This window comes from Bradyrhizobium sp. LVM 105, from assembly GCF_003957705.1.
Classification (GTDB): Bacteria; Pseudomonadota; Alphaproteobacteria; order Rhizobiales; family Xanthobacteraceae; genus Bradyrhizobium; species Bradyrhizobium frederickii.
Genome location: NZ_QZMV01000002.1, coordinates 146256 through 172212 on the forward strand (window position 1 = coordinate 146256; position 25957 = coordinate 172212).

Annotated in this window: 26 protein-coding genes; 12 read left to right on the forward strand and 14 right to left on the reverse strand. The window is 64.1% G+C overall.

The window, feature by feature from the left end; genetic code table 11:
* Positions 1 to 90: 90 nt before the first annotated feature.
* The 6 genes from ytfQ to D6B98_RS06065 all read right to left on the reverse strand — a co-directional run bounded on the left by ytfQ (position 91) and on the right by D6B98_RS06065 (position 6577).
* A complete protein-coding gene (gene ytfQ / locus D6B98_RS06040) occupies positions 91 to 1056 on the reverse strand; it encodes a galactofuranose ABC transporter, galactofuranose-binding protein YtfQ (RefSeq protein WP_126256032.1) in 966 nt (321 codons plus the stop codon).
* Between the two features lie 375 nt (positions 1057 to 1431).
* The gene (locus D6B98_RS06045) at positions 1432 to 2604 is read right to left on the reverse strand and encodes a fumarylacetoacetate hydrolase family protein (protein WP_126256033.1); all 1173 of its coding nucleotides are present in this window, start codon (positions 2602 to 2604) and stop codon (positions 1432 to 1434) included.
* 110 nt (positions 2605 to 2714) lie between these two features.
* Entirely contained in the window at positions 2715 to 3692 is a 978-nt protein-coding gene (locus D6B98_RS06050) for a HEAT repeat domain-containing protein (RefSeq protein WP_164718430.1), read from the reverse strand.
* Positions 3693 to 3694: 2 nt separating this feature from the next.
* A complete protein-coding gene (locus D6B98_RS06055; protein WP_007593252.1) occupies positions 3695 to 3928 on the reverse strand; it encodes a 4Fe-4S dicluster domain-containing protein in 234 nt (77 codons plus the stop codon).
* A 31-nt stretch (positions 3929 to 3959) separates the two neighbouring features.
* Complete coding sequence (locus D6B98_RS06060) at positions 3960 to 5702, reverse strand: fumarate reductase/succinate dehydrogenase flavoprotein subunit (protein WP_126256035.1); 1743 nt, start codon at positions 5700 to 5702, stop codon at positions 3960 to 3962.
* Between the two features lie 101 nt (positions 5703 to 5803).
* On the reverse strand, positions 5804 to 6577 hold the full coding sequence (locus D6B98_RS06065; protein WP_126256036.1) for a ferredoxin--NADP reductase: 774 nt from the start codon (positions 6575 to 6577) through the stop codon (positions 5804 to 5806).
* 194 nt (positions 6578 to 6771) lie between these two features.
* Here D6B98_RS06065 and D6B98_RS06070 point away from each other — a divergent pair, with 194 nt between their 5' ends.
* From D6B98_RS06070 to D6B98_RS06090, 5 genes are all read left to right on the forward strand, one after another.
* Positions 6772 to 7077, forward strand: coding sequence for a gamma-butyrobetaine hydroxylase-like domain-containing protein (locus D6B98_RS06070; RefSeq protein ID WP_126256037.1), 306 nt, complete (start codon positions 6772 to 6774; stop codon positions 7075 to 7077).
* 265 nt (positions 7078 to 7342) lie between these two features.
* On the forward strand, positions 7343 to 8116 hold the full coding sequence (locus tag D6B98_RS06075; RefSeq protein ID WP_205680459.1) for a Crp/Fnr family transcriptional regulator: 774 nt from the start codon (positions 7343 to 7345) through the stop codon (positions 8114 to 8116).
* Between the two features lie 182 nt (positions 8117 to 8298).
* Complete coding sequence (locus D6B98_RS06080) at positions 8299 to 9720, forward strand: ABC transporter substrate-binding protein (protein ID WP_164718431.1); 1422 nt, start codon at positions 8299 to 8301, stop codon at positions 9718 to 9720.
* Positions 9717 to 10628 carry an ABC transporter permease gene (locus D6B98_RS06085; protein ID WP_126256040.1) on the forward strand — a complete coding sequence of 304 codons (912 nt, stop codon included), beginning with the start codon at positions 9717 to 9719 and terminating at the stop codon, positions 10626 to 10628. The genes D6B98_RS06080 and D6B98_RS06085 overlap by 4 nt, the downstream gene beginning before the upstream one ends.
* Positions 10625 to 11497, forward strand: coding sequence for an ABC transporter ATP-binding protein (locus tag D6B98_RS06090; protein WP_164718432.1), 873 nt, complete (start codon positions 10625 to 10627; stop codon positions 11495 to 11497). Before D6B98_RS06085 ends, D6B98_RS06090 begins: the two co-directional genes overlap by 4 nt.
* Before the next feature lie 129 nt (positions 11498 to 11626).
* Here D6B98_RS06090 and D6B98_RS06095 read toward each other — a convergent pair whose 3' ends face one another.
* Both D6B98_RS06095 and D6B98_RS06100 read right to left on the reverse strand, forming a co-directional pair.
* On the reverse strand, positions 11627 to 12685 hold the full coding sequence (locus D6B98_RS06095; protein WP_126256042.1) for a YeiH family protein: 1059 nt from the start codon (positions 12683 to 12685) through the stop codon (positions 11627 to 11629).
* 130 nt (positions 12686 to 12815) lie between these two features.
* The gene (locus D6B98_RS06100) at positions 12816 to 13034 is read right to left on the reverse strand and encodes a hypothetical protein (protein ID WP_126256043.1); all 219 of its coding nucleotides are present in this window, start codon (positions 13032 to 13034) and stop codon (positions 12816 to 12818) included.
* A 246-nt stretch (positions 13035 to 13280) separates the two neighbouring features.
* Here D6B98_RS06100 and D6B98_RS06105 point away from each other — a divergent pair, with 246 nt between their 5' ends.
* The gene (locus D6B98_RS06105) at positions 13281 to 15200 is read left to right on the forward strand and encodes a flavin-containing monooxygenase (protein ID WP_126256044.1); all 1920 of its coding nucleotides are present in this window, start codon (positions 13281 to 13283) and stop codon (positions 15198 to 15200) included.
* 167 nt (positions 15201 to 15367) lie between these two features.
* Here the strand turns inward: D6B98_RS06105 and ald are convergent, their stop codons facing one another.
* Positions 15368 to 16483 carry an alanine dehydrogenase gene (gene ald / locus D6B98_RS06110; RefSeq protein ID WP_126256045.1) on the reverse strand — a complete coding sequence of 372 codons (1116 nt, stop codon included), beginning with the start codon at positions 16481 to 16483 and terminating at the stop codon, positions 15368 to 15370.
* 143 nt (positions 16484 to 16626) lie between these two features.
* Between ald and D6B98_RS06115 the strand changes: the two genes are divergently transcribed.
* The 3 genes from D6B98_RS06115 to D6B98_RS06125 all read left to right on the forward strand — a co-directional run bounded on the left by D6B98_RS06115 (position 16627) and on the right by D6B98_RS06125 (position 20134).
* Positions 16627 to 17106: an Lrp/AsnC family transcriptional regulator gene (locus D6B98_RS06115; protein ID WP_164718433.1), complete on the forward strand. Its 480-nt coding sequence runs from the start codon at positions 16627 to 16629 to the stop codon at positions 17104 to 17106.
* An 85-nt stretch (positions 17107 to 17191) separates the two neighbouring features.
* Entirely contained in the window at positions 17192 to 19549 is a 2358-nt protein-coding gene (locus D6B98_RS06120; protein ID WP_126256047.1) for an Orn/Lys/Arg family decarboxylase, read from the forward strand.
* A gap of 6 nt (positions 19550 to 19555) precedes the next feature.
* Positions 19556 to 20134 (forward strand): GNAT family N-acetyltransferase, encoded by a 579-nt coding sequence (locus D6B98_RS06125; protein ID WP_164718434.1) that lies wholly within the window; start codon positions 19556 to 19558, stop codon positions 20132 to 20134.
* A 107-nt stretch (positions 20135 to 20241) separates the two neighbouring features.
* Here the strand turns inward: D6B98_RS06125 and D6B98_RS06130 are convergent, their stop codons facing one another.
* Together D6B98_RS06130 and D6B98_RS06135 are read right to left on the reverse strand one after the other, a co-directional pair.
* Positions 20242 to 20454 (reverse strand): hypothetical protein, encoded by a 213-nt coding sequence (locus tag D6B98_RS06130; protein ID WP_126256049.1) that lies wholly within the window; start codon positions 20452 to 20454, stop codon positions 20242 to 20244.
* A gap of 133 nt (positions 20455 to 20587) precedes the next feature.
* Positions 20588 to 21637 (reverse strand): hydroxyacid dehydrogenase, encoded by a 1050-nt coding sequence (locus D6B98_RS06135; protein WP_126256050.1) that lies wholly within the window; start codon positions 21635 to 21637, stop codon positions 20588 to 20590.
* 261 nt (positions 21638 to 21898) lie between these two features.
* On the opposite strand from D6B98_RS06135, the gene D6B98_RS06140 reads away from it, so the two are divergent.
* From D6B98_RS06140 to D6B98_RS06150, 3 genes are all read left to right on the forward strand, one after another.
* The gene (locus tag D6B98_RS06140; RefSeq protein ID WP_164718435.1) at positions 21899 to 22465 is read left to right on the forward strand and encodes a thiamine pyrophosphate-binding protein; all 567 of its coding nucleotides are present in this window, start codon (positions 21899 to 21901) and stop codon (positions 22463 to 22465) included.
* Positions 22466 to 22473: 8 nt separating this feature from the next.
* Positions 22474 to 23070 carry a thiamine pyrophosphate-dependent enzyme gene (locus tag D6B98_RS06145; RefSeq protein WP_164718436.1) on the forward strand — a complete coding sequence of 199 codons (597 nt, stop codon included), beginning with the start codon at positions 22474 to 22476 and terminating at the stop codon, positions 23068 to 23070.
* 76 nt (positions 23071 to 23146) lie between these two features.
* Positions 23147 to 23524, forward strand: coding sequence for a VanZ family protein (locus D6B98_RS06150; protein ID WP_126256053.1), 378 nt, complete (start codon positions 23147 to 23149; stop codon positions 23522 to 23524).
* A 45-nt stretch (positions 23525 to 23569) separates the two neighbouring features.
* Here the strand turns inward: D6B98_RS06150 and D6B98_RS06155 are convergent, their stop codons facing one another.
* The 3 genes from D6B98_RS06155 to hyi form a co-directional block, all read right to left on the reverse strand.
* Positions 23570 to 23953, reverse strand: coding sequence for a DUF1236 domain-containing protein (locus tag D6B98_RS06155; RefSeq protein WP_126256054.1), 384 nt, complete (start codon positions 23951 to 23953; stop codon positions 23570 to 23572).
* Between the two features lie 115 nt (positions 23954 to 24068).
* Positions 24069 to 24956 (reverse strand): 2-hydroxy-3-oxopropionate reductase, encoded by an 888-nt coding sequence (locus D6B98_RS06160; RefSeq protein ID WP_126256737.1) that lies wholly within the window; start codon positions 24954 to 24956, stop codon positions 24069 to 24071.
* A 210-nt stretch (positions 24957 to 25166) separates the two neighbouring features.
* Positions 25167 to 25952, reverse strand: coding sequence for a hydroxypyruvate isomerase (gene hyi, locus D6B98_RS06165; protein WP_126256055.1), 786 nt, complete (start codon positions 25950 to 25952; stop codon positions 25167 to 25169).
* Positions 25953 to 25957 lie beyond the last annotated feature (5 nt).

The window sequence follows — 25957 nt, forward strand, 5'->3', positions numbered from 1 at the left end:
CGCCGACCTTGCGGACACCCAGCCTATTCGTTCGCGCAGCGGTTGCGAAGAGGGTGCCGGACCGCAAGGCGCGGTCCGGCGAAGCCCGCTTCAGTAACCCAGACCCTTCTTGCTGTCGTAGATCTTCTGCGGATCATCGGCGGCTGTATAGAGCTTGGATTCGGTCTGGATCCACTTCGGCGGAACCGTGCCCTTGTCCTTGAAGGCCGCGACGACATCGAGCGCCGGCCCCGCCATGTTCGGCGTCAGCTCGACCGTGGCGTTGGCTTCGCCGGCGACCATCGCCTTGAAGATGTCGGGCACCGCGTCGATCGAGACGGTGAGGATGTCCTTGCCGGGCTTGAGGCCGGCCTCTTTCATCGCCTGGATCGCGCCGACCATCATGTCGTCGTTGTGCGCATAGACAGCGCAGATCGACTTGCCGCCGCCTTCGGCCTTGATGAAGCTCTCCATCACCTCCTTGCCCTTGGCGCGGGTGAAGTCGCCGGTCTGGCTGCGCACCACCTTCAGGTTCGCGTGCTTGGCGATGGCGGTATCGAACCCCTTCTTGCGGTTGGTCGCGACACTGGCGCCGACGGTGCCTTGCAATTCGACGATGTTGCAGGGCTTGCTGCCGACGGTCTTGGCGAGCCAGTCGCCTGCCACTTCGCCTTCATGCACGCTGTCCGAGGTGACGGCGGTGAGATAGAGCTCCTTGCCGGAGGGATCGATGTCGCGGTCGAGCAGCACGACCGGGATCTTGGCCTCCTTGGCTTCCTTCAGCACCGAATCCCACCCCGTCGAGACGACCGGCGCGAGGAAGATCGCATCGACGTTCTGCGCGATGAAGGAGCGGATCGCCTTGATCTGGTTCTCCTGCTTCTGCTGCGCGTCGGCGATCTTGAGATTGACCTGGCGCTTGGCGGCCTCCTGCTTGGAAACCGAAGTTTCGGCTGCGCGCCAGCCGGATTCCGATCCGATCTGCGAGAAACCGATGGTGAGCTGGCCGGCATTGGCGGGCAACGCGAGCAGCAGCGCGGCGGTGGCGCTGGCCGCAAAGAGGGCTTTGAGGATCATCAGGCGTGTCTCCCAAAAGATGTTATCCGGGGCGCCAATTGGTAGCATGGCACCCGCAGGCCGTCCCTTTGAGGCGGCGGAAGGCACTATTTCATGGAAGATCGGTTCCGACTAGTCATATTATTTGACTATTTGGTGGAAAAGCGCGTCAGGGGCAGCGCGCGGCTCTATAACACGCCAAGCGCGACTTTGTTACAGTGATGCAACGAGAAGATGAACGCAGTCGTGTGGGGTGGTGGGGACCCCCGCCGTCATGGCCGGGCTTGTCCCGGCCATCCACGTCTTGCCGCGCGGCACGAAGAACGTGAATGCCCGGGACGAGCCCGGGCATGACAACTTCCGTAAATTCGCTAGGCGAGCTGGGACTGGAGCGAGCTAGATCAGCTTGCGCTGCGCCAGGTTCTTCATCAGCGCGCCGATGCCGAAGGTCCAGGGCTCGCACTCGTCGCTGGTGCGCATGCGGTTGACGAGCTTGCCGAGCTGGGGCGCGGCGATCGTGACGATGTCGTCGCGCTTGTGGGTGAAGCCCTGCCCCGGCGCATCGCGATCCTTCACGGGCGCGAACATCGTGCCGAGGAACAGCACGAAGCCGTCGGGGTATTGATGGATCTTGCCGATGGTCTGCGCGACGAGGTCGGTCGGGTCGCGGCTGATCTTGCTGATCGAGGAATGGCCGTCGAGAACGAAGCCGTCCGTGCCCTTCACGTTCAGGCTGATGTCGAGCTTGCGCGCATCGTCGAGCGTGAAGGTGTCGTCGAACAGGCGCAGCAAAGGGCCGATCGAACAGGAGGCGTTGTTGTCCTTGGCCTTCGACAGCAGCAGCGCCGAGCGGCCCTCGAAGTCGCGCAGATTGACATCGTTGCCGAGTGCACCGCCGACGATCTTGCCGCGGCTGGAGACGAACAGCACGAGCTCAGGCTCGGGATTGTTCCAGGTCGATTTCGGGTGCAGGCCCGCATCCATGCCGGTGCCGACGGAGGACATGGTCGGGGCCTTGGTGAAGACCTCGGCATCGGGGCCGATGCCGACTTCGAGATACTGGCTCCAGGCATTCTGGTCGATCAGCACCTGCTTGAGGTGCATGGCCTGATCGGAGCCCGGCTTGAGCTTCGACAGATCGTCGCCGATCAGCCGCGTCACCTCCTTGCGGATCGCCTCGGCCGATGCCGGATTGCCCTTGGCGCGCTCCTCAATCACACGCTCCAGCATCGAGATGGCGAAGGTGACGCCGGCCGCCTTCAGGGTCTGGAGATCGACCGGGGCGAGCAACCAAGGCTTCTTCGGATCACGCCCGTCGGGTGCCGTGTTGGCCACGATGGCGTCGAGATCGCCGATGCGCTCGCCCTTGGTCGAGCTGAGCGCCTTGGCCGGATCGTCTTCCTCACACAGTGCGCTGACAGTCGGAAAACTTGCCGTGACGTCGAACACGCCATCACCGCGCACGGCAACGACGGCAGGACCGTTCACCTGCGGCAGCCAGACGCGGCCGACCAGCGTCCCTTTCGTTCCATCCTCGGGGAGAAGATCCTTCACCGTCAATGTCGTCATGGCCGCGCCCTCGCTGTTTCTAAGGACCAGCCGCATTTGCAGCCGCCGATCCCATTGGCGAAGACCAATAAACGTCTGGCGGGGGAAGTCCAGAGCGGCCGCGAAAGCCGCTATGTCCCCGCCCGCGCCTTTCGCGCGGCGATCTGCTGCAGCGCCCAACGCGCATTCTTTCGGACATCAGGATCGGGATCGTCAGCGATCACGGCGAGGAACGCCTCGCCGTCGGGATGGGCGATCTCGCCGAGCGCGGCGGCCGCTTCCTTGCGCAGGTTGGCCTGGTCGTGATTGACGCTGTTGCCGATCGGCCGCACCGCACGTTCGATCTTCATCCTCCCGAGACTGCGGATCGCTTTCAGCCGCACCTGCCAGAACTCGTCCGCGAGGCAAGCGACGAGCTGATCAGCCGCGATCGCACCATTCACGTTGAGACCCAGCGTCTCCGCCGCCATCTCACGCACCATCCAGTCCGAATCCTTCAGCGCACGGGTGATGGTCTCGGCCGCCGGCTTCATCTGCGAGAACGCCAGCGCGCTCACGGCGGCACGGCGGACATGGGCGTCGGGATCGTTGATCAGCGCGGTCAGCGCGGGGATGGATTCCTCCAGCTTGAGGAAGCCGATCACGCCGATCGCCTGCACGCGCACGGCGGCGTCAGTGTCCTGAAGCGCTTCCAGCGCCGGCTTCAGCGTGTCCTTGCACCGCAATTCCTTGAGCGCACGCAGCGCACCCATGCGGACGAAGGCGTGGGCGTGCCGGACCAGAGGCAGGATCACGTCCGCGCAGGCAGGATCCTTGAACTCGGCCATGCTGTCGGCCGCGGCCGCCGCGACGATCCTTTCAGGGTCGACAAGCAGCTTGACCAGCGCGCTTGCGGCCTCGGGCCCGTCGAACTCGCCGAGCGCCATCGCCACTTGCTGGCGCACGCCGGCGTCGGGATCGGCCACCATGTTGGCGAGATGCGCGACGGCTGCGGGATCGCCGGAATGGCCGAGCGCGATGATGGCGACGCGGCGTTCGGCGGGATCGGCCGCCTGGAGGCGCTCGTCGGCATCCTCCAAATCGTCGTAGGATTCGAACGGGCTCGACATGATCACCTCAACAAATAGGGAATGTTGACGGTGACGGCGCCGGTCGGGCAATCGGCCTCGCAGGGCATGCAGTACCAGCACTCGTCATAGGCCATGTAGGCCTTGTTGGTCATGTCGCTGATGCGCAAGACGTCGAGCGGGCAGACGTCGACGCAGACGGTGCAGCCCTTGTCCGCAATGCATTTGGCGTCGTCGACGACCACCGGAACCGATGTCTGATAGGACGCGAGAGGCATTTGATGTCTCCTGTTGCTTATTTGCGGTGGATCAGGCGGAGGCGCGGATGCGCTGCTTGTCGTAGAGATCTTTCTCGTCGTCGGCGATCGGCACGACATAGGGCTCGACCGCGCGCTTCGCGCTGGTCATCTTGCCGTCCTGCTTGCTCAGAAGGGTGTGGCAGAACCAGTTCTCGTTGTCCTTTTCCGGAAAGTCGGTGCGCCAGTGATAGAGGCCCCAGCGGCTTTCCTCGCGGTAGAGCGAGGCGTGCGCGGCCATGTCGGCGCAGTCCATGATCGACTGCACTTCGAGCGCGCGGAGCAGCTCGTGCGCGTTGCGCGCGATCATGCGCTCCTGCATATCCTCCCGCGCCTCGGCGAGGCGGCGCATGCCGAGCTCGTATTTGCGCGTGACTTTCGGCGGCTGGAGATAATCATTGACGAGACGACGGGTCTTGTATTCGACCTGGTTGGGCGGAATGCCGTCCTCGCGCTTCGTCGGCGCCATCACGCGGTCGCGCTCCATCGCGACATCGGCCGCATCAAACTCCGCGAAATCATGGCTGTCGGCGAAATCCATCGCGTCGATGCCCGCGACCGAGCCGTTGGTGAAAGCGCCGAGCATGTAATTGTGCGGCACGCTCGCCATGTCGCCGGCGGCGTAGAGACCGGGCACGGTGGTGCGCGCATTGTCATCGACGAACACGCCGGAGGCACTATGGCCCGAGCAGAAGCCGATCTCGGAAATGTGCATCTCGATCGACTCGCTGCGGTAGTCGACGCCCCGTCCTTGCTGGAACAGCCCGCGCGTCGGCCGCTCCACCTTGTGCAGCGTGGATTCGATCTCCGAGATGGTGTCCGGATGCAGATGCTTGAGCTGAAGGAACACCGGGCCCTTGCCGGACAAGAGCTCGTTGTAGAACTCCAGCATCATCTGGCCCGACCAGTAGTCGCATTCGATGAAGCGCGATCCCTCGTTATTCGCCGTATACGCGCCGAAGGGACCGGCGACATAGGCGCAGGCCGGGCCGTTATAGTCCTTGATCAGCGGATTGATCTGGAAGCATTCGAGGTTCGCGAGCGCGGCGCCGGCATGATAGGCCATGGCGTAGCCGTCGCCGGAATTGGCGGCGTTCTCATAAGTGCCGAACATGTAGCCCGAGGTCGGCAGGCCGAGGCGGCCGGCGGCGCCCATGCAGAGGATTACGGCCTTGGCCTTGATCACCAGCATCTCGGCAGTACGGGTGTTGACGCTCACCGCGCCGGCGATGCGGCCGTCCGACGATTTCAGCAGCCGCGTCGCCATGTAGCGGTTGGAGATCAGGATGCGGGCGCGGCGGAGCTGGCGATAGAGCGCCTTTTTCACGGTCTCACCGTTCGGCATCGGCAGCACATAGGTGCCGATGTGGTGCACCTTCTTGACGGCGTAGTCTCCGTTCTCGTTCTTCAGGAATCGGATGCCGAAGCTGTCGAGCTCCTCGATGATCTTGTAGCAATTCTGGGCGTATTTATAGACCGCCTTCTGGTCGACGATGCCGTCATTGGCGATGGTGATTTCCTTGGTGTACTGCTCCGGCGTCGCATAGCCGGGGATGACGGCGTTGTTCAGCCCGTCCATGCCCATCGAGATCGCGCCGGAGCGCTTGACGTTGGCCTTTTCGAGCAGGACGACGTTGGCCTTCGGGTTCTTCAGCTTCGCCTTCAGCGCCGCCATCGGGCCGGCCGTGCCGCCGCCGATCACCAGCACATCGCAGGAAACCTCCGAAAGTCCGTCGACGATCTGATCTAGTGCCATCACTTGCTCCTGGTTCGCCGATCCCGGCGCCTTTGCGTCAGAGTTGTTCAGAGGGCTTCGCGGCGATAGCAATTAGTTGTCGCCGGAGCGCGATTTGCGCCTCAGCGCTCGACAAAGGCCTTCTCGATCACGAAATGGCCGGGCCGGCTGTGATTGCCCTCGACGAAGCCGCGCGCCGAGAACATCGCGTGAAGCTCTTCCAGCATCGCGGGGCTGCCGCACAGCATGATGCGGTCGGTCTCGATATCGAGGCCTGATAGCCCGACGTCCTCGAACAGCTGGTTCGAGGCGATCAGATCGGTGATGCGGCCGCGGTTCCGGAACGGCTCGCGCGTCACGGTCGGGTAGTAGACCAGCTTGTCGCGGATCAGCGGTCCGAAGAATTCGTGGTCGCGCAGGCTTTCGACGACATTTTCGCCATAGGCGAGCTCGGAGACCTGGCGGCAACCATGGGCGAGCACGATCGTCTCGTAATTCTCGTAGACGTCGGGGTCCTTGATCAGGCTGGCGAAGGGCGCAAGGCCCGTGCCTGTCGAGAGCAGCAGCAGGCGCTTTCCCGGAATGAGATTGCCCGTGATCAGCGTGCCCGTCGCCTTGCGGCCGACCAGGATGATGTCGCCTTCCCGGATCTTCTGCAGGCGCGAGGTCAGCGGGCCGTCCTGCACCTTGATCGAGAAGAATTCGAGCGCCTCCTCGTGGTTGGCGCTGGCCATGCTGTAGGCGCGCGTAAGGGGCTTGCCCTCGACCTCGAGCCCGATCATCGCGAACTGGCCGTTCTGGAAGCGGAAGCCGGGATCGCGCGTCGCGGTGAAGCTGAACAGGGAATCGGTCCAGTGTCGAACCGACAGAACCATTTCCTTCTGAAAGGCACTCATGATCTCTCCTTCTCGATGACGCCAAGGTCAGGGCAAGAGAAGAGTCCGGCAATTCGGAAGTGGGTTTCCCGGTCGATTAGTTTCCCATTTCGCGGGGCGGTGATCGAACTGAGCGCGGTGGCCGAGCCCGCGCCGGCAATTAGTTGCTATTCGTGCACGCCCCCGTCGACATAGATAGAAGGCGGAGGTTCGTCATGACCATGACCGCATTGGTGGCGCCGACCGTGGCCGACTATGAAGCCAGCGCCGATCTGGCCGCGCTTCTCGTCCGCACCACGCAGGACGATGCGCTGAGCGTGTCCGCCGAAACACTCCGCCTCTCCTGCAAATGCGCCCACTGCACCCGCGCCCGGTTCGACGGCCGCTTCCCGGCAACGTTTCCAGGAATTGCAATCACCGAGATCGGCGATCTCGGCTACGGGCTGAACATCTCGTTCTCGGACGGGCATAACCGGGGAATCTATCCGAAGCCGTATCTGCTGAGCCTGGCGGGGCGATAAGGGGCGCGAACGCCCCTCCCTGCTCCGCTGTCATTCCCCGCGAAAGCGGGGAATCCAGTACGCCGCGGCCCTTCCGTATCCCACTGACGTCTCTGGAATACTGGGTCGCCCGGTCCCGGCTCCGCTAAGGCTACGCCGAGGCCCACACGAGCGCTCGGCACGCCGAAGCTTCAGCGAAGGCGGCAAGCCGGGCGACGACGGCGGAGTGAATCTGGCACGGACATTGCTCTTCTTTAGAACGATTTGAACGTTCCGGAGGCAGGTGATGTTGCAGGCGGCGAATGCGGTTCGCGGGGCCGTTCCCCCGGCAGTCCGGCCCGCGGGCAGCTCCTCGCTGCTGCTCACCGAGAACCAGCAATGGATCGGCGGACCGCCGCCGCTGATGGACAAGCTGTCGCCGCGCGAGCGGGAACTGGTGCTGAAACAGGGACGGCGAAAAGTGCTGAACCGCGGCCAGACCCTGTTCAACCAGGGCGGCAAGCATGACGGCATCTGGCTGATCGAGAGCGGCCGCATCCGCGTGTTCTACACCTCGCCGCAGGGGCGCGAGATTACGCTCGCCTATTGGCATGTTGGCAATTTCGTCGGCGGCCCCGAAGTGTTCGAAGGCACCGTGCACCAATGGTCGGGCGTCGCCTCGAGCAATTGCAGCGTCGTGCACCTGCCCGGCAAGGAACTGCGGTCCCTTGCCGCCGAGATCCCGAACCTTGCCATCGGCCTGATCGAGGGCCTGACCTTCAAGGGCAAATGCTATTCGGCCCTGGCGCAGATGCTGGGGACGCGCTCGATCACGCAGCGCCTTGCGCATCTGCTCTTGCATCTCGTCGAGCTCTACGGCGTCGACGACGCCGACGGCACCGTGATCGCCGCGGCTTTCACCCACGCCGACATCGCCCACATGGTCGGCGCCACCAGGCAGTGGGTCACCATCAGCCTGAAGCGCATGCAGGAAAAGGGAATCGTGCAGACCAAGCGGTCGCAGATCGTGGTCTGCCGGACCGACGTGCTGGAGGAGATGCGCGGTCTCGCATCCGACTAGACGAATTTGCGACCAAGGCCGGTGCACAGGCAAGCGGCTTTATAGTGCAGGACTGCCCAAGGAGTATGCAATCACCTTATTCCCGGCAACTAATCGACTGCGGTCACCATTCCGGATTTGCCCTGCCCCCGCCCTCACCCAATCATGGCAACCACAGCACATCCAACCGAATGAGGATGAGAATGGTCCGCCATCTTCCCACGCTCTCGATCGCGATGTCGGTGACGTCGCTGGCGCTACTGGTCACGCAGCCGGCCTCGGCGGAAACCGTCACGCTCGGTATCGGAACGCAGGACACCACGACCAATACGGTGACTGCCGGCGTCGTCATCCGCCAGCTCCATCTTCTGGAAAAATATCTGCCCAAGGACGGGAAATACGCCAACATCAAGTTCGCGCTGGAGTGGCAGAACTTCACTTCAGGTCCGCCTGTCACCAATGCGATGATGGCGAACAAGCTGCAGATCGGCATGATGGGCGACTATCCCCTGATCGTGAACGGCTTCACCTTCGAGAGCAACCCCGAGAGCAAGAGCCGGCTGATGGGCATCGCCGCCTACAGCCTGTCCGGCTCGGGCAATGGCATGGTGGTCCACAAGGATTCGCCCTACTACGACCTCGCTGATCTCAAGGGCAAGCTGGTCAGCGTTCCCTTCGGCTCCGCCGCGCACGGCATGGTGCTGAAGGCGATGCAGGATCGCGGCTACGCATCGGACTTCTTCCAGCTCGTCAGCCAGAGCCCCGAGGTCGGCTCGACCAATCTCCAGGAGAAGAAGATCGATGCGCATGCCGACTTCGTCCCCTTCGCCGAGCTGTTGCCGTTCCGCGGCTTCGCGCGAAAAATCTTCGACGGCGTCGAGACGAACTTGCCGACCTTCCACGGCATCGTGGTCCGCACCGACTTCGCGGAAAAATATCCGGAGGTCGTCGTCGCTTATTTCAAGGCGCTGATCGCCGCCAATCAGTGGTTGCGCGACAATCCCAAGCTGGCCGCCGAAAAAATCCAGGAATGGACCGGCATCAACAAGGAGGTCGTCTACATCTTCCTGGGGCCGAGCGGCAACATGACCACCGACGCCACGATCAAGCCGGCGCTGATCGATGCGGCCACGACCGACGTCAAGGTGCTGCAGAATCTCGGCCGCATGAAGGAGTTCGATCCGAAGAAATGGGTCGACGACAGCTACATCCGCAAGGCCTATGCCGAGATGAAGCTCGACTACGATGCACAGCTTGCCAGCACGAACAATTACGAGATCTCCGGCGAAGATGCCTTCTGCAAGAAGCCGATCGCCGATCCGCGCAAGGCCGGCGAGGTCTGGGTGGATGATGCGGGCATCATGCCCTTCTCGTCCGCCGCCTGCACCCTCGGGGCTTACGCCGACTACAAGGCCAAGGGCAAGAAGATCAACGTCGCCTATGTCTTCGACACGACGCGCGGCATCAAGCTGTTCGCCGACCAGGCCTTCTTCGCGGTCGGCAATGGCGAGGTCGCCCCGTTCCTTCTCAAGAAGGACGCCGAAGCCTACGCCGCCAAGGTCAGCGGCAAGGTGCTGGGCTTCGACGACGCGGTGAAGGCCGCCGTCGGCGGAGGCAAAACGTGAGCAGCCCCGCCCTCCTCAGACATCCCGAGGACAGCATGCCGGCAACAGCCATCGCAGAGGCGGGACCTGCGCCCGCCGTGATCGCCCAGCCTACGACGCCGCCTTCCTTTGGCACACTCGCGCTGCGCTGGTACCGGCTCAATCGGGCCGGGCTGCGCGCGACCGCGATCGGCGTGATTTCGCTGCTCGCCTTCCTGCTGGTCTGGCACCTGCTCACGACCTATCGCGTCGTGTTCTTCGTGCGCTTCACCAACGTGCCCTCCCCGCTTGCGGTTTATGCAAGCTTCACCAAGGCGATCCACGATCCCAAATTCCTGATGCACATCGTGCTGAGCTGCCGGCGCATCTTCATCGGCTTCTCGCTCGCCGCCATCGTCGGCGTGCCGCTCGGTCTGATCATGGGCCGCTTCAAGCTGGTGCACGAGATCATCTTCCCGGTGGCGGAAGTGCTGCGGCCGATCCCGGCGATCGCCTGGGTGCCGATGGCGATCATGCTATGGCCGACCAACGAGCAGAGCATCGTCTTCATCACCTTCCTCGGCTCGTTCTTCCCGATCCTGGTCAACACCCTGCACGGCATGTCGCTGGTCGATCCCGTGCTGGTGCGCGCCGCGCAATGTCTCGGCGCGCGCGAGCGCTCGATCTTCCGCGAGGTGTATTTTCCGGCCTCGCTGCCGCACATCTTCACCGGCCTCACGGTCGGCATGGGCGTCGCATGGGTGTCGCTGATCGCCGCCGAGATGATCTCGGGTCAATACGGCATCGGCTACTTCACCTGGGAAGCCTATTCGCTGGTCCAGTACGCCGACATCGCGCTCGGCATGATCGCGATCGGCGTGCTCGGGCTCGGATCGAGCGTCCTGATCAGAGGCGCCGGACGATTGGTGATGCCGTGGAGGTCGACATGAGCGAGACGATTGCGAGCACACCGAAGGGCCATATCGAGGTCAAGAACTTCTCCCTCGCCTACGAGACCATCGAGGGAGCGGTGCAGGCCGTCACGGACACGCAGATCCACGTGAAGCCCGGCGAGTTCGTCTCGATCGTCGGCCCCTCCGGCTGCGGGAAGTCGACGCTGCTCAACGCGGTCGCCGGCTTCCTCAAGCCGACCACCGGGATCGTCACCGTTGACGGCGAGCGCGTGAACGGTCCCAGCGCCGAGCGCGGCATGGTGTTCCAGCAATATTCGCTGTTTCCCTGGAAGACGGTGCGTGAGAACGTCGAGTTCGGCCTGAAGATGCGCGGCATGCCGCGATCGCAACGCGAGCGCGCGGCACGTACGCTGCTCGGCCTTGCCGGACTTGAAGCCTTCGAGAAGCACTATCCCGAAAAGCTCTCCGGCGGCATGAAGCAGCGCGTCGGCATCGTCCGCGCGCTGGCGACAGGGCCGAAAGTGCTGCTGCTGGACGAGCCGTTCGGTGCACTCGACGCGCAGACCCGCGTCATCATGCAGCAGATCCTCACCAACATGTGGCAGCGGCTCAAGATCTCGGTGCTGTTCGTCACCCACGACATCGACGAGGCGATCTTCCTGTCCGATCGCGTCTACTGCATGACCGCGCGGCCCGGCTCGATCAAGGCGGAAATCCCGATCCCGCTGGAGCGGCCGCGGCAGCAATCGATGATGATGTCGTCGGAGTTCTTGGCGCTACGCCGCGGGCTGATGTCGCTGATCCGCGAGGAAAGCCTGAAGGCGATGGGCGGCGAGATCAACGACATGGGCATGCAGGGGCTGGGCATCGAGCTGCAAGGGCACTCGCTGGCGGATGTGATCTGACTTAGCCACGGCGATGACGGTCTCGTAGGGTGGGCAAAGCGGAGCGTGCCCACCACCTGTCGCCATACTGGAGAGATCGTGGGCACGGCGCTTCGCGCCTTTGCCCACCCTACGGCAGTTTTGCCCCGATCACTTGAACCAATGCACCAGTGCGATGCTGATGCCGAGCAGCAGCAGCAGTGACAGCGTCACCGCGGCGGTCACCCGTCCCCCGACATTGGCGAGCACGCGGACGTCGACGCCGAGCCCGAGCGCGGCCATCGACACCACGGTGAGAAAGCTCGTGATCTTCGTCACCGGGCCGACCACCGTGGGCGGAACGATCTCGAGGGAGCGCAGGGTCGCGAGCGCGAGGAAGCCGAGGATGAACCAGGGGACCAGGCGGAAGAAGCCGACATTGGTCTTCTTGGCGTCGCCCTGCCAGCGCGAGGCGACCAGCGACAGGCCAACGACCACCGGTCCGAGCATCAGGACGCGCATCAGCTTGACGAGCGTGCCGATCTGCGTCGAGACGAGGCCGGCCGGGACCGTCGCGGCCAGCACTTGCGGCACCGCATAGACGGTGAGGCCTGCGAGGATGCCGTATTGCGTGGCGGACAAATGCAGCAGCGGGATCAGCAGCGGCAGGCCGAGCACCATCATCACGCCGAGGATGGCGGTAAAGGAGATCGATGATGCGATCTCGTCATTGCTGGCGCCGATGATCGGCGCCACCGCCGCGATCGCGGAATTGCCGCAGATCGAGTTGCCGCAGGCGATCAGGATCGACAGCCGCGTCGACAGGCCGAGCAGCCGGCTGAGGCCGAAGGAGGCGCAGAGCGCGACCACGACGACCGCGGCGATCGAGGCCAGCAGCGCGACGCCAGAGGCAGCGATGGCGGCGAAGCTGATGGAAGCGCCCAGCAACATCACCGCGACTTCAAGCAGCTGTTTGGCGCTGAAGGCGATGCCGGCCTGCCAGCGCGGCGCAGGTTTCCAGAAGCTGCGAAGCGCCATGCCGAGCAGAATCGCCATCACCAGCGCTTCGACATAGGGATGCTCGAAAACGCCCAATTCCGCCCGCTCCAGCAGGGCCGAGACACCAGCGACGGCAACGCAAAGGAGGATGCCCGGAATCAGCGCCGCGATGCGGCTTGCGGCGCTGGCCGGCTTGGCATCGGCCGGGCTGGATGCTTGATTCTGCGACACAAATCTCTCCCCGAGGAGAAATATTTATACGCAGCGTCAGCTCGATGGGGAATAAGTTTTCGACATATCAGGGCCGAGGGAAGTTCTGTCCTCGGACCGGAATATTCGACCGTCGGAAGATCCGGCGGCCTTAGAAGATCAGATTCTTGGCGAGCGTGGCGACCCGGCTGAAGCCGTCATAGATGCCCGGCTCGAAGAAGGCCGCGCGCGCCAGCACGATGCCGGCGACCAGCGACCAGAACAGACCAGTGCCAACCCGCAACAGCAGCTTTGACGCACGCGACCGCGGCTGGGTGTCCGTCGCGGACACCAGCTGCTCGCCGAAGGGCTCAAATCCGGTGCGTTCCATAGCTGCCGATCCATCAATTCCTGGTGGAAATGTCGTCGTTTCGGCCCCAAACGGCAATGGAAGCGATTGGCTTTTTTGCGTTCCGGTGGGGAAACTCCTTCCTTGCAGCCGAGTCGCAGCGATAGTTTTCTTCTCCGGGCCCATCTGGACACCGGAATCCAGCGACAGGGTCAGATTGCGCCGGCGAATCTCTCGTTGCCCTTCGGCTCATAGATCCGGCAGTCCGTCCGGAGACCAGGACACGCCATGAACATCGACCTTCCGCACAGGCTCGACCTTGCCTCGACCATCGCAGAAGGCGACATCCGGTGCCTGCTGATGGTGCTGGTGCACATGACCGGCGACGAGAAATGGCTCGCGCCGCCGTACCTGCCCAAGCGCGATATCCGCCTCATCCCCGATCCCGAGGCCGGCGTGCCCCGGGACATCCAGGACGAGATCCGTGCCACGGTGGTCGAGCTGTTCGCCAATGGCACGCCCAAGCCCGTCATCGCCGATCCCGGCGAGGCGCTGCTGCTGAGGATGATGCGCGTCTGTCTCGGCGAGAACGTCGCGCCGGAATACGCGCCCCTGATGCGCGAGGAGATGGGCTTTGTCTCACGCGAGGCGCGCTGGACCAGGCCGCCGCCGGACGACAAGCTCGCCGGCCAGCATGTGCTGATTGTCGGTGCCGGCGTCTGCGCCATCGCGCTTGGCGTCGCACTCGGTCATCTCGGCATCCCCTATACCATCGTCGAGAAGAACGCCGAGCTTGGCGGCACCTGGTGGATCAACCGCTACCCCGGCTGCGGCGTCGACACGCCGAACCATTCCTATTCCTATTCGTTCGGCTCCGGCAATGCGTGGACCCGCTACTTCTGCCAGCGCGAGGAATTGCTCGGCTATCTCCAGAAGGTCGCGGACGAGTACGGCATCCGCAAGCATCTGCGCGTCAACACCGAGCTGACCTCGTCGCGCTGGGACGAAAGCCGGCGGCGCTGGATCTCGACGCTGAGAACCAAGGACGGCGAAGAGACGTTCGAATCCACAGCGCTGGTCAGCGCGATCGGCCAGCTCAACGATCCCTCCCGCGCCCGCTTCAAAGGCGAGGAGGACTTCAAGGGAACGATCCTGCATTCGGCGCTGTGGTCAGACGATATCAACGTCGATCGCAAGCATGTCGCCGTGATCGGCACCGGTGCGACCTCGATGCAGCTGGTGCCGTCGATCGCCGGCCGCGTCGCCTCGGTCACGGTCTATCAGCGCAGCGCGCAATGGGCGCGGCCGGTGAAGGGCTATGCCGATCCGATCAGCGAGGGCGCGCGCTGGCTGCTGTCGCATCTGCCGTTCTATGTGCAGTGGTATCGCTTCAACATGTTCTGGCGCTATGGCGACGGCCTCTTGCCTTTCCTGCGCAAGGATCCGGCGTGGCCGCATCCCGAGCGCGCCGTCAACAAAGGCAACGACCGGCACCGCCAGGAACTGACGGACTTCATCTTGTCGGAGCTACAGGGCCGGCCCGATCTGATCGAGAAATGCGTGCCGACCTATCCGCCCTACGGCAAGCGCATCCTGCTCGACAACAATTGGTTCAAGACCTTGCGGCGGGACAATGTCGAGCTGGTCACGGATGCGATCGACCGTTTCGACGAGACGGGCATCGTCGCCGCAGACGGCAAGCACCGTCCCGCCGACATCATCGTGGTGGCGACCGGTTTCAAGTTGACGGAAATGGCGGCCCGTCTCAACATCAGCGGCCGCGAAGGCAAGGATTTGCGGCAGGCCTGGGCCAACGACAATCCGACCGCCTTCCTCGGCCTCACCGTGCCCGGCTTTCCGAACTTCTTCTGCATGCTCGGCCCCAACTCCGGCCCGGCCCATGGCGGCAGCGTCATCTTCCAGTCGGAATGCCAGAGCCGCTACATCGCGGCGTGCCTGGTCGACATGATCGAGCAAGACGTCACGGCGATCGACGTCCGCCAGGACGTGCTCGACGACTACGTCCGCAAGGTCGATGCCGAGCACGAGGCGATGATCTGGACGCATCCGGGCATGAGCACCTATTACCGCAACAGCAGTGGCCGCGTGTTCTCGGCGATGCCGTGGCGTTTCGTCGACTACTGGCGCATGACGCATGACCCCGATTTGGGGCAGTACAAGGTGACGAAGGCGTCAGAGTTGGGGTGATACAAAGCCCCAGCACCGCTGCAACCTCTCCCGCTTGCGGGAGAGGTCGGCGCGAAGCGCCGGGAGAGGCTTTCTCCTCTAGGGACTTCCTCGGCATCGCGGCGACAATCCCACTCCGGAGACACCCTCTCCCCTACCCTCTCCCGCAAGCGGGAGAGGGCGCGCAGCTACGCCGCCAACCCGCTCTCCACCGGAGCAAAGTCCAGCCCGAGGCTTTCCGCCACGGCCTTGTTGGTGATGCGGCCCCGATGGACGTTGAGGCCGTTGCGTAGGTGCGGATTTTCCAGCACCGCCGCAAAACCCTTGTTCGCCAGCATCAGGCCGAACGGCAACGTCGCGTTGTTCAGGGCCTGGCTCGACGTCACCGGCACCGCGCCCGGCATGTTGGCGACGCAATAGTGCACGACGCCATCCACCTCATAGGTCGGATCGGTATGGGTGGTCGGATGCGAAGTCTCGAAGCAGCCACCCTGGTCGATCGCGACGTCGACCAGGACGGCGCCCGGCCGCATCGATTTCAGCATCGCGCGCGTGACCAGCTTCGGCGCGCTGGCGCCCGGCACCAGCACCGCGCCGATCACGACGTCGGCGGCAAACACCTCCTCCTCGACCGACTCGATAGTCGAGAAGCGGGTGCGCAGACGTCCGGCAAAGAGATCGTCGAGTTCGCGCAGGCGCGGGATCGAGCGGTCGATCACGGTGACTTCGGCTCCGAGACCCGCGGCCATGCGGGCCGCCTGGGTGCCAACCACGCCGCCGCCGAGCACGACGACGCGCGCCGGCTGCACGCCGGGCACGCCGCCCAGCAGCAGGCCGCGGCCGCCGGCCGATCGCTTGAGCGCGGCGCCGGCGGCCTCGATGGCGAGGCGGCCGGCGACTTCGCTCATCGGCGCGAGCAGCGGGAGGTGACCGCGCGCGTCCGTGACGGTTTCATAGGCGATCGCGGTGCAGCCGGAGGCGAGCAGGCCCATGGCCTGCTCCGGATCCGGCGCAAGATGAAGATAAGTAAATAGAATCTGGCCTTCCCGGAGCTGGGCCCACTCGCTCTTCTGCGGCTCCTTCACCTTCACGATCATGTCCGACCTGGCAAAGATGTCGTGGGCGCTGTCGGCGATAGTGGCCCCTGCCCGCCGATACACATCGTCGGATGCGCCGATGCCGGCGCCGGCGCCGGTCTCGACCGCAACCTGATGACCGGCCGCGACATATTCACGGACGGCGCCCGGGGTGAGCCCGACGCGATATTCCTGCACCTTGATCTCCTTGGGAACACCGACGCGCATCTTGAGCTCCTGTGCCAACGCATTGATTCCGCGCTTCATCGTAGCGATGGGGCCGGTTTGGTTTCGTGCAAATATCCGCTAGTTTGGAGGGGCCCGCGCCGGTTTCCGGCGCCGAAAGGCTCTTTCACGCTGGAAACGAAACCTTGGCCCTCGACCGGAAAGACCTCGCGATCCTCGCGGAACTCACGACCAATGCGCGCGCCAGTCATGCCGAACTCGCCAACAAGATCGGGCTGTCGAGCACGGCGCTGGCACGGCGACAGAAGACGCTTGAAGATGACGGCTACATCCAGGCCTATCAGGCCACGCTCGACCTCGCCCAGTTCGGCCTCACCACCACCGTGCTGGTTCGCATCGCGCTGGAGAGCCAGAGCGACGATGCGCTGAAGGCCTTCGAGGCCGAGGTGGTGAAATGCCCCTCCGTCGTGCGCTGCTTCCTGATGTCGGGCACCGACGATTACATCCTCATCGTGCTGGCCCGCGACATCCAGGATTTCGAGCGCATTCACCGGACCGAGCTGTCCCGGCTGCCGCGCGTTGCGCGCGTGCAATCGAGCTTTGCCTTGCGCGAAATCGTCAACCGCGCGGTGCCGACGGTGGTGTTCGGCGAGGCGAAGCGGTAGCGCTTTTCCCTCTCCCCGCCTTCTGTCATCCAGCTGTCATCGAATGTGCAGAGAGCTGTATCTCCTGGCACATTCGGGACAGACCATGGACTATTTCAAGCGCTTCAACTTCCTATTCGCCGCACCGGCCTTCGACGCCGACGACCTTGAGGGTATTCGCTTCAACCAGATCATCGAGGAAATCCAGCGCTCGGGCTTCGAGGTGGTCCGGGCTCGCAAGCTGGAGGATGCCGAGATGGCGGTGCAAACCGATGCCGCGATCGGCTGCATGGTGGTGGACTGGGGCAAGAAGGGCCTCGAAGGCAAGACCTCTGCCCTGATCAATCTGATGCGGCGCCGTGGCCTCGACTTTCCGATCATCCTCCTGATCCGGCGCAAGCGCTTCGAAGATCTGCCGGTCGAGGTGCTCGACTTCATCGACGGTTATGTCTTCCTGTCCGAGGAAACTCCGCCCTTCATTGCCAAGAATCTGATCAGCCGGCTCAAGCAATACGCCGAGACGCTGAAGACGCCGTTTTTCGGCGCCCTCGTCGACTATGCCGAGGAGGGAAACCAGCTCTGGACCTGCCCGGGCCACAATGGCGGCGTGTTCTACAATCGCAGCCCGATCGGCCGCGTTTTCGTCGAGCATCTCGGCGAATCCGTATTCCGAGACGACCTCGATAATTCCGTGCTCGATCTCGGCGATCTCCTCACCCATGAGGGGCCGGCGCTAAAGGCGCAGAAGGAAGCAGCCCAGATCTTCGGCGCGGAAAAGACCTATTTCGTTCTCAACGGCACCTCGACCTCGAACAAGGTCGCGCTCGGCGCCCTCGTCACCGACGGCGACCTCGTGCTGTTCGACCGCAACAACCACAAGGCCGCCCATCACGGCGCGCTGATGATCAATGGCGGCATCCCGGTCTATGTCCCGACCATCCGCAACGCCTGGGGCCTGATCGGTCCGATGCGCTGGGACGCGCTCGACGAGAAAACCTTGCGCGAGGCGATCCGCAACCATCCCCTGGTCCGGGATCGCGACGCCTGGCGCAAGGAGCGGCCATTTCGCGTCGCCGTCGTCGAGCAGTGCACCTATGACGGCTCGATCCACAGCGCCGAAATGATCCTGAAGCGCATCGGCCATCTCTGCGACTACATCCTGTTCGACGAGGCCTGGGCCGGCTTCATGAAATTTCACCCGCTCTATGCCGGCCGCTTCGCCATGGGCCTTTCGAACCTTCCCCCGGAAGCGCCCGGTATCATCGCGACGCAGTCAACCCACAAGCAGCTTGCCAGCTTCTCGCAGGCTTCGCAGATCCACATCAAGGACCGCCACATCCGCGGCCAGAAGCGACGCGTCGAGCACCGCCGCTTCAACGAAAGTTTCATGCAGCACGCCTCAACATCTCCCTTCTACCCACTCTTCGCGTCGCTGGATGTGGGCGCACAGATGATGAAGGGCCGCTCCGGTGAAGTGCTGTGGGACGACACGATCCGGCTTGGCATCGAGCTGCGCAAGAAGATCCGCGCGATGCGTAGGGAGTTCGAGGAGAAGGAACAGAATCCGGACCGCCGCTGGTTCTTCGAGCCTTTCGTGCCCGACCGCGTCGCCATTCCCGACGTCAGCCGCCCCGGCGCAACGCACAATGTCGCCTGGGAGACGCTTTCCACCGATGAGCTCGCCACCAATCCTGCGCTATGGCAGCTCTCGCTCGACAGCAATTGGCATGGCTTCCCCGGCGTCACCGAAGGCTTTGCCATGACCGACCCGAACAAGCTGACGCTGCTCACGCCCGGCTTCGACCGCGCCACCGGCGCCTATGCCGAGCACGGCATTCCCGCCCCCGTGGTCGCGCAATATTTGCGCGAAAACCGCATCGTGCCGGAGAAGAATGACCTCAACTCCCTGCTCTTCCTGCTCACGCCCGGCGTCGAGGCCAGCAAGGCCGGCACGCTGATCTCCGGCCTCGTTGCCTTCAAGAAGCTGCACGACGACAATGCGCTGCTGGCGGAGGTTATCCCGGAGTTCTATCAACGTCGGCAGGCGCGCTATGCCGGCGTGCGGCTGCGCGACCTCTGTGGGCAGATGCACGGCTTCTTCCGCGCCTGCGATGTCAGCGCGCTCCAGGCGCGGCAGTTCATGCCCGAGCACATGCCTGAGATCGCGATGTCGCCCCGCGATGCCGCGCGCTATCTGTTCAAGAACGACGTCGACTACCTCCCGATCGAGGCAATCGCGGGCCGCATCGCCACCACGCCCTTCGTGGTCTACCCGCCCGGCATCGCCACCATCGTCCCCGGCGAACGACTGACCGAACGCGCCAAGCCCATGGTGGATTATCTCAAGATGTTCGAGACCTGCTTCAACACGTTCCCGGGCTTCGACGTCGAGATCCAGGGCGTCTACAAGGAGATCGATGCTCAGGGGCGGATCGGGCTCTACACTTACGTCGTCGCCGAGTAGCTGCCCATGATCGAAACAGCTGTACGCGCGAGTGACGAACCCGTCCTGGTCCGCCCGTCACGCGAGAGCGACGTCGAGGCGATGCTGGCGATCTACCGCCATCATGTCCGCAATGGCGTGCCGCGCGATGTCGAGGGAACCGGCGCACCGGAACCGGACGATTTGCGCGACCGGCGCAAGAACCTGAAGCAGACCCGCCTTCCCCATCTGGTCGCGACCTTTCGCGGCGAAGTGGTCGGCTATGCCTACGCCGTGCTGTTTCGCAAACGGCCGGCCTATCGCTACACAGCCAAGCATTCGATCTACGTCCACCATGAGCAGCTCGGCCGCGGGGTCGGACGGCTATTGCTCCAGGAATTGATCGATGCCTGTGCGGCGGCGGGCTTCCGCCAGATGATCGGCTATATCGATGCCGACAACGAGCCCTCGCTGGCGCTGCACGAGAAGTTTGGCTTCGCGCGCGCCGGCCTGCTCTGCGGCGTCGCTTATCGCCACGGCCGCTGGTCCGACACCGTCATGGTGCAACGCTCGCTCGGCGCCGGGACGACGACGCCACCGCCGGTCACGCGCCGGGCCGATAGATAGAGTGTGATCCGAACCCCGAGGGCCGCGTTAGCACAGAGTATGTAGCGGCTTTCCTCGCGCCAAACGCGGAACGCGTTTGCGCGGAGATCACGCTTAACCAATGGGCCTCACGACGGAAAGTCGGCCGGTTTCACGTGGATGCGGTCGGCATGCAGCGACCAGTGATGCAGTGCCTGATCCTTGCAGAATCTCGCTTTCGCCTGCTCCCTGGCCTCGTTCTCGTCGGCGGCGTCGATTTCCAGCGTGCCCTGGCAAATCTCGCTCTGCCGGCCGTACTCACCGAGCACGTTCTTCATGAACTTGACGACATAGGTTGACATGGGACCTCCCTGCTGCCCCGACAGCACTCTAATCCCATTTAGGCCGGGCCGGGAAATGAGATTTTGACGCGGATCAAGGTCGGGAGGGCGTTCCTCGCCGCGTCTCCGTCCCGGAACGGCAATGCGGCTGCCTCTATCCCGGCGTCATGCCGAAAGCCAGCTTGAAGCGCTCCGCATAGACCGGCCAGACCTCTGGATTGATGATGCGCGGCGGGCGCTTGCCGTCGAGCGTGTCGAGCACCTGCTCGGCCGCGATCCGGCCCATGTTCCGGCGCGCCTCGATCGTCACCCCCGCGGTATGGGGGCTTGCGAGCACGTTGTCGAACTGGAGCAGCGGATGCTCCGGCGGCGGGGGCTCCTTGGACCAGACGTCGAGACCGGCACCGGCGATGCGCTTGTCGCGCAGCGCCTGGAGCAGAGCATCCTCGTCGTGGATGAAGCCGCGCGCCGTGGTGATGAAGTAGGCATGCGGCTGCATCAGCGCAAACTCGCGCGTGCTGATCATGTTGCGACTGCCCTTGTCGAGCGGACAGGAAATCGAGACAAAATCCGAGCGGCGCAGCAGTTCGTCGAGCTCGACTTTCTCTCCGCCCCGTTCTGCCATCACCTCGGTCGAGAGATACGGGTCGTAGGCCAGCACCTTCATGCCGAGCAGGCCCTTGCACAGTGCGGCGATGCGGCGGCCGACATTGCCGAGGCCGATGATGCCGACGGTCTTGTGCTCGACCTCGTTGCCGATGAGCTCGTTACGGTTGACGTCGCGCTCGCGGCGCAGGCGGCGATCCGACTGGATGATGCGTTTGGACAGCGTCAGCATCATCGCCAGCGCGTGCTCGGCAACCGAATGGGCATTGCCGCCCGACTGATTGACGACCAGCACCCCCGCATCGGTGCAGGCCCCGACGTCGACCGGATCGAAGCCCGCGCCGTTGCTGGAGACAAGCAGCAGGTTCGGGGTGCGCTTCAGGAAGGCGGCATCGACATGAAAATGCGGGGCGAGTTCGTCGCGGGCGGCGCCGACCTGGTAGGCATGGGCCGCGCGCAGGATCGGCGCGTAGAAGTCTTCGGGACTCTCGTTCTCGATACGGTCGAGCCGGACGTCGGGCCGCGCCTTAAGGATGTCGACATAGATCGGATTGGCCAGGTATTTGACGTAGAAGACGCGCTTATTGTTGACGGACATCAGGACCCTTCCGGCTCTCTTGAAGGGCTCCGCAAGGCCAGGGCGATGCGCGCCCGTCACTGCCTCCCTCCAGTTTTCAAATTGTCGCCTCTTATGACACGGCGGTGCCGGCCACGGCAGACGGTCTGGCGCAGATCACGGTGCCGGCCCGGACATGTTGACAATCCCGCCCGCTCCGTCAAGTTCGGCAGACTGCCGCGACGGCCAACGCAATGGCAATGGCGAAGACCAAGAAGGATGCGCGGCGCGAGGGAGAACGCAATGGCGATTGCGGAACAGCGGACTTCGCCCCAGGCGGCACAGGGGTCCAGCGACGGGAGCTGGCACGGCATCGTCCTGCAAACCCTGAAACGAAACGAGATCAGCCTCATCCCCTACGTGCCCGACCGCGTGCTGACCCCGCTGATCAGGAATCTGCACGCCGATCCGTTCTTCACCACCTTTGCCACCGCGCGCGAAGAAGAGGCGGTCGGGATCGTTTCGGGCGCCTGGATGGGCGGCCGGCGCGGCGCGGTGCTGATGCAGACCTCCGGCTTTGCGACGCTCGCCAACGTGCTGGCCTCGCTCGCGGTGCCCTACCAGATCCCCCTGATCATGTTCGTGTCCGAGCGCGGCACGCTCGGCGAGTTCAATTACGGGCAATCGCTGGTCTGCCGCACCATGCGCCCGGTGCTGGACTCATTGGCGCTCGAGCATCACACCATCACCCGGCTCGACGAGCTCGAATTCATCGCCGACCGCTCGATCAAGCAGGCCGTCACCACGCAGGCGCCGGTGGCGCTGATCCTCAACCCGCTGCTCACCGGCGGCAAGGTTTTCGACAAGTGAGCGCCGTCATGAATACGCGCAACACCAAGGTCATGAACCGCTTCGACGTGACCTCGCGGCTGATCGCAAAGCTCAAGCACGAGGAAGCCGTGATCGGCGGCATCGGCAACACCAATTTCGACCTCTGGGCCGCCGGGCACCGCCCGCAGAATTTCTACATGCTGGGCAGCATGGGGCTCGCCTTCCCGATCGCGCTGGGCGTGGCGCTGGCGCAACCGGATCGGCGCGTCTTCGCGCTCGAAGGCGACGGCTCGCTGTTGATGCAGCTCGGCGCGCTCTCGACGATTGCGAGCCTGAGGCCGAAGAACCTCGTCATGATCGTGATGGACAATGGCATCTACCAGATTACGGGCGCCCAGCCGACACCTGCGGCAAGCGTCGCCGACATCGTGGTCATCGCCACCGGCTGCGGCCTTTCCAACAGCGCCTGGGCCGCGGACGAGGAGGATTTCGAACGACTGGTCGACGCGGCCCTGTCCGCAGCCGAGCCGCACCTGATCGCCGTCCGGATCGACGACAAGCCCGGGATCGGCACCACGAGGCGTGACCCCGTGCAGATACGGGAGCGCTTCATGCACGGGCTCGGCGTGCGCGAGCCACTTTGAGGTTTCGTCATTAACTATACGGCGATCTGATGGAGGGACTGTACAGGCCCCCGGCAATGTGTGCTAAGCGGAGCAGATGTCCATTTTGGTTCGTTCATTTGCCTGGCTGCTCGCGGCGGCCGTGACTCTCGCCACACTCGGTCCCCCCGGACTGCGGCCTCATTCCGACCTCGGCCAAGACGGCGAACATGCGCTCGCATTCATGCTGGTGGGGCTGGCCTTCGGCTTCGCCTATCCGCGACGGCGCCTGCTGATCGCGGCGGCCGCTGTGGTCCTGATCGGCGCGCTCGAGCTGATGCAATTTTGGGCACCCGGGCGCCACGCCCGGCTGGAGGATTTTCTGGTCGACGCGCTCACCGCCTGCATCGGCTTCGCGCTTGCGGCCGCGATCGATTGGCTGCTCACGCGCTTTCGCGCCGGGACTGTCGCGACAAGCGAAGGCCCCGCGGAGTGACACTCCGCAGGGCCCATCTTTTCAACGCATAAGGATTGCCACCGGTCAGTCGATGATCTTGACGACACGGCGCGTGCGCGGCTCGACGATCACGCGGCGGTCATTCACGACCGCATAGCGATACTCGGTGTAGTTCGGCACGGGGCGGAGCACCACGGTCGGCGGCAGCGGCTCCCCGACCACGACGCGCTCCTGGATCACCACGGAATCGCTGCGGGGGATTCCGCCCAGCACCGCATTCGGAATTTCGAGGCCGGCGCCGACGGCTGCACCGACGGTGCCGCCAACCATTGCGCCGATCGGACCGCCGATGTCGCCACCTGCACGCGCGCCGTCCCTGGCGCCCTGTTCGGTTGTCGACTGGGCAAAGGCCGCGCTCGACGCCAGCAACGAAGCGGCAGCCAACGTAATCGCAAGACGGGTCTTCATGTTCTTTAGCCTCCAGTGATTGCCATGCGCCTTCAACCGCGGGGCGGGACCGTTGTTCCGGTTCCCCGCGGCGAAACACACGCCCAGATCTGGAGATCTGTTACGGCGTAACAGTTCAGGCGGCAGTGATCTCGTGGCCCGCCATCAGTTCCAGCGCCCGCACCATCGCCGAATGATCCCAGCCCTTGCCGCCATGGGCGGTGCAGGCCGAGAACAATTGCTGCGCCACCGCCGTGCTCGGCAGCGACAGCCCAAGCGAGCGCGCACCTTCGAGCGCGAGATTGAGATCCTTCTGGTGCAGCTCGATGCGGAAGCCGGGATCGAAATTGCGCTTCACCATCCGCTCGCCGTGCACCTCGAGAATGCGTGAGGAGGCAAAGCCGCCCATCAGGGCCTGCCGCACCAGCGCCGGATCGGCGCCGGCTTTCGACGCAAACAACAGCGCCTCGCTCACCGCCTCGATCGTCAGCGCGACGATGATCTGGTTGGCGACCTTGGTCGTCTGCCCGTCGCCATTGGTGCCGACGCGGGTGACGTTCTTGCCCATCTTGTCGAAGACCGGCTTCATGGTGCCGAAGGCCCGCTCCGGGCCGCCGACCATGATGGTGAGGCTCCCTGCCTTGGCCCCGACCTCGCCGCCCGACACCGGCGCGTCGAGATAGTCCGCACCCAGCGCCTCGATCCTCTTCGCGAACTCCTTCGTCGCCAGCGGCGAGATCGAGCTCATGTCGACGACGATCTTGCCCTTGGAAACACCGCTCGCGACCCCGTCCTTGCCGAACAGCACGGCCTCGACATGCGGGGTATCAGGCACCATGATGATGACCGCATCCACCTCCTCCGCGACCTCTTTGCCGGACTTGCAGGGAATGCCGCCGGCCGCGATCAGCTCCGGCGCAACGGGCGCGACGTCATGCAAGAGAACGCGATGGCCTGCGGCCAGGAGGTGGCCGGCCATCGGCCGTCCCATGGTGCCAAGTCCGATGAAGCCGATGTCGATCATAACAAATCCTCTATCATTACAGCGAAATCGATCCGCGGGTTCGGTGCACCTCTCCCGCGTGCGGGAGAGGTCGGCGCGAAGCGCCGGGTGAGGGCTTTCTCCGCTGGGGGATTTTCTCGGCGCACCTCAGAAATTCCCGTCGCGGAGACACCCTCTCCCCCGCCCTCTCCCGCACGCGGGAGAGGGAGCGCACCGTCGTCATGGCTGCATTCAGGTCTCAAACGTCTGCGCGGCGTGCCACGAAAGCCCTTCCAGCGTCGTGGTGCGCGGCTTGTATTCGCAGCCGATCCAGCCGCGATAGCCGATCGCGTCGAGATGGCGGAACAGGAAGGGATAGTTGATCTCTCCGGTGCCCGGCTCGTGCCGGCCGGGATTGTCGGCAAGCTGGATGTGGGCGATCTCAGGCAGATATTCCTGCATGGTGCGGGCGAGATCGCCCTCCATGATCTGCATGTGGTAGATGTCGTACTGGATGAAGAGGTTGTTCGACCGCACTTCGGAGATCAGCTGCACCGCCTGCTCGGTGCCGTTGAGGAAGAAGCCGGGAATGTCGAGCGTGTTGATCGGCTCGACCAGCAGCTTGATGTTCTCGCGTGCCAGCGTCGAGGCGGCAAAGCGCAAATTTCCGACCAGCGTCTCGTTCAACTCGCGCGGATCGGCCTCAGTGGGCGCAATACCCACGAGACCGTTGAGCTGATCGCAATCGAGCGCCTTGGCATAGTCGATGGCGCGGAACACGCCGTCACGGAATTCGGCGGTGCGATCGGGCAGGATCGCGATGCCGCGCTCGCCGCCTGCCCAGTTTCCGGCCGGCAGATTATGCAGCACCTGCGTCAGGCCATGGGCATCGAGCTGTTCGCGCAGCTGCGCCTTGTCGAAATCATAGGGAAAGAGATATTCGACCCCGGAGAATCCCGCCGCCTTCGCCGCTGCGAAGCGATCGAGGAACGGCATCTCGTTGAACAGCATGGTGAGGTTGGCGGCGAATTTCGGCATGATAC

Coding starts and splice junctions, on each gene's coding strand:
- D6B98_RS06130 (WP_126256049.1), bottom strand. CDS start 20,454: ATGTCAACCTATGTCGTCAAGTTCATGAAGAACGTGCTCGGTGAGTAC.
- D6B98_RS06090 (WP_164718432.1), top strand. CDS start 10,625: ATGAGCGAGACGATTGCGAGCACACCGAAGGGCCATATCGAGGTCAAG.
- D6B98_RS06140 (WP_164718435.1), top strand. CDS start 21,899: ATGGCGATTGCGGAACAGCGGACTTCGCCCCAGGCGGCACAGGGGTCC.
- D6B98_RS06060 (WP_126256035.1), bottom strand. CDS start 5,702: ATGGCACTAGATCAGATCGTCGACGGACTTTCGGAGGTTTCCTGCGAT.
- D6B98_RS06075 (WP_205680459.1), top strand. CDS start 7,343: ATGTTGCAGGCGGCGAATGCGGTTCGCGGGGCCGTTCCCCCGGCAGTC.
- D6B98_RS06050 (WP_164718430.1), bottom strand. CDS start 3,692: ATGTCGAGCCCGTTCGAATCCTACGACGATTTGGAGGATGCCGACGAG.
- hyi (WP_126256055.1), bottom strand. CDS start 25,952: ATGCCGAAATTCGCCGCCAACCTCACCATGCTGTTCAACGAGATGCCG.
- D6B98_RS06045 (WP_126256033.1), bottom strand. CDS start 2,604: ATGACGACATTGACGGTGAAGGATCTTCTCCCCGAGGATGGAACGAAA.
- D6B98_RS06125 (WP_164718434.1), top strand. CDS start 19,556: ATGATCGAAACAGCTGTACGCGCGAGTGACGAACCCGTCCTGGTCCGC.
- D6B98_RS06070 (WP_126256037.1), top strand. CDS start 6,772: ATGACCATGACCGCATTGGTGGCGCCGACCGTGGCCGACTATGAAGCC.
- D6B98_RS06065 (WP_126256036.1), bottom strand. CDS start 6,577: ATGAGTGCCTTTCAGAAGGAAATGGTTCTGTCGGTTCGACACTGGACC.
- D6B98_RS06135 (WP_126256050.1), bottom strand. CDS start 21,637: ATGTCCGTCAACAATAAGCGCGTCTTCTACGTCAAATACCTGGCCAAT.
- D6B98_RS06105 (WP_126256044.1), top strand. CDS start 13,281: ATGAACATCGACCTTCCGCACAGGCTCGACCTTGCCTCGACCATCGCA.
- D6B98_RS06100 (WP_126256043.1), bottom strand. CDS start 13,034: ATGGAACGCACCGGATTTGAGCCCTTCGGCGAGCAGCTGGTGTCCGCG.
- D6B98_RS06055 (WP_007593252.1), bottom strand. CDS start 3,928: ATGCCTCTCGCGTCCTATCAGACATCGGTTCCGGTGGTCGTCGACGAC.
- D6B98_RS06155 (WP_126256054.1), bottom strand. CDS start 23,953: ATGAAGACCCGTCTTGCGATTACGTTGGCTGCCGCTTCGTTGCTGGCG.
- D6B98_RS06145 (WP_164718436.1), top strand. CDS start 22,474: ATGAATACGCGCAACACCAAGGTCATGAACCGCTTCGACGTGACCTCG.
- D6B98_RS06150 (WP_126256053.1), top strand. CDS start 23,147: ATGTCCATTTTGGTTCGTTCATTTGCCTGGCTGCTCGCGGCGGCCGTG.
- D6B98_RS06160 (WP_126256737.1), bottom strand. CDS start 24,956: ATGATCGACATCGGCTTCATCGGACTTGGCACCATGGGACGGCCGATG.
- ald (WP_126256045.1), bottom strand. CDS start 16,483: ATGCGCGTCGGTGTTCCCAAGGAGATCAAGGTGCAGGAATATCGCGTC.
- D6B98_RS06120 (WP_126256047.1), top strand. CDS start 17,192: ATGGACTATTTCAAGCGCTTCAACTTCCTATTCGCCGCACCGGCCTTC.
- ytfQ (WP_126256032.1), bottom strand. CDS start 1,056: ATGATCCTCAAAGCCCTCTTTGCGGCCAGCGCCACCGCCGCGCTGCTG.
- D6B98_RS06080 (WP_164718431.1), top strand. CDS start 8,299: ATGGTCCGCCATCTTCCCACGCTCTCGATCGCGATGTCGGTGACGTCG.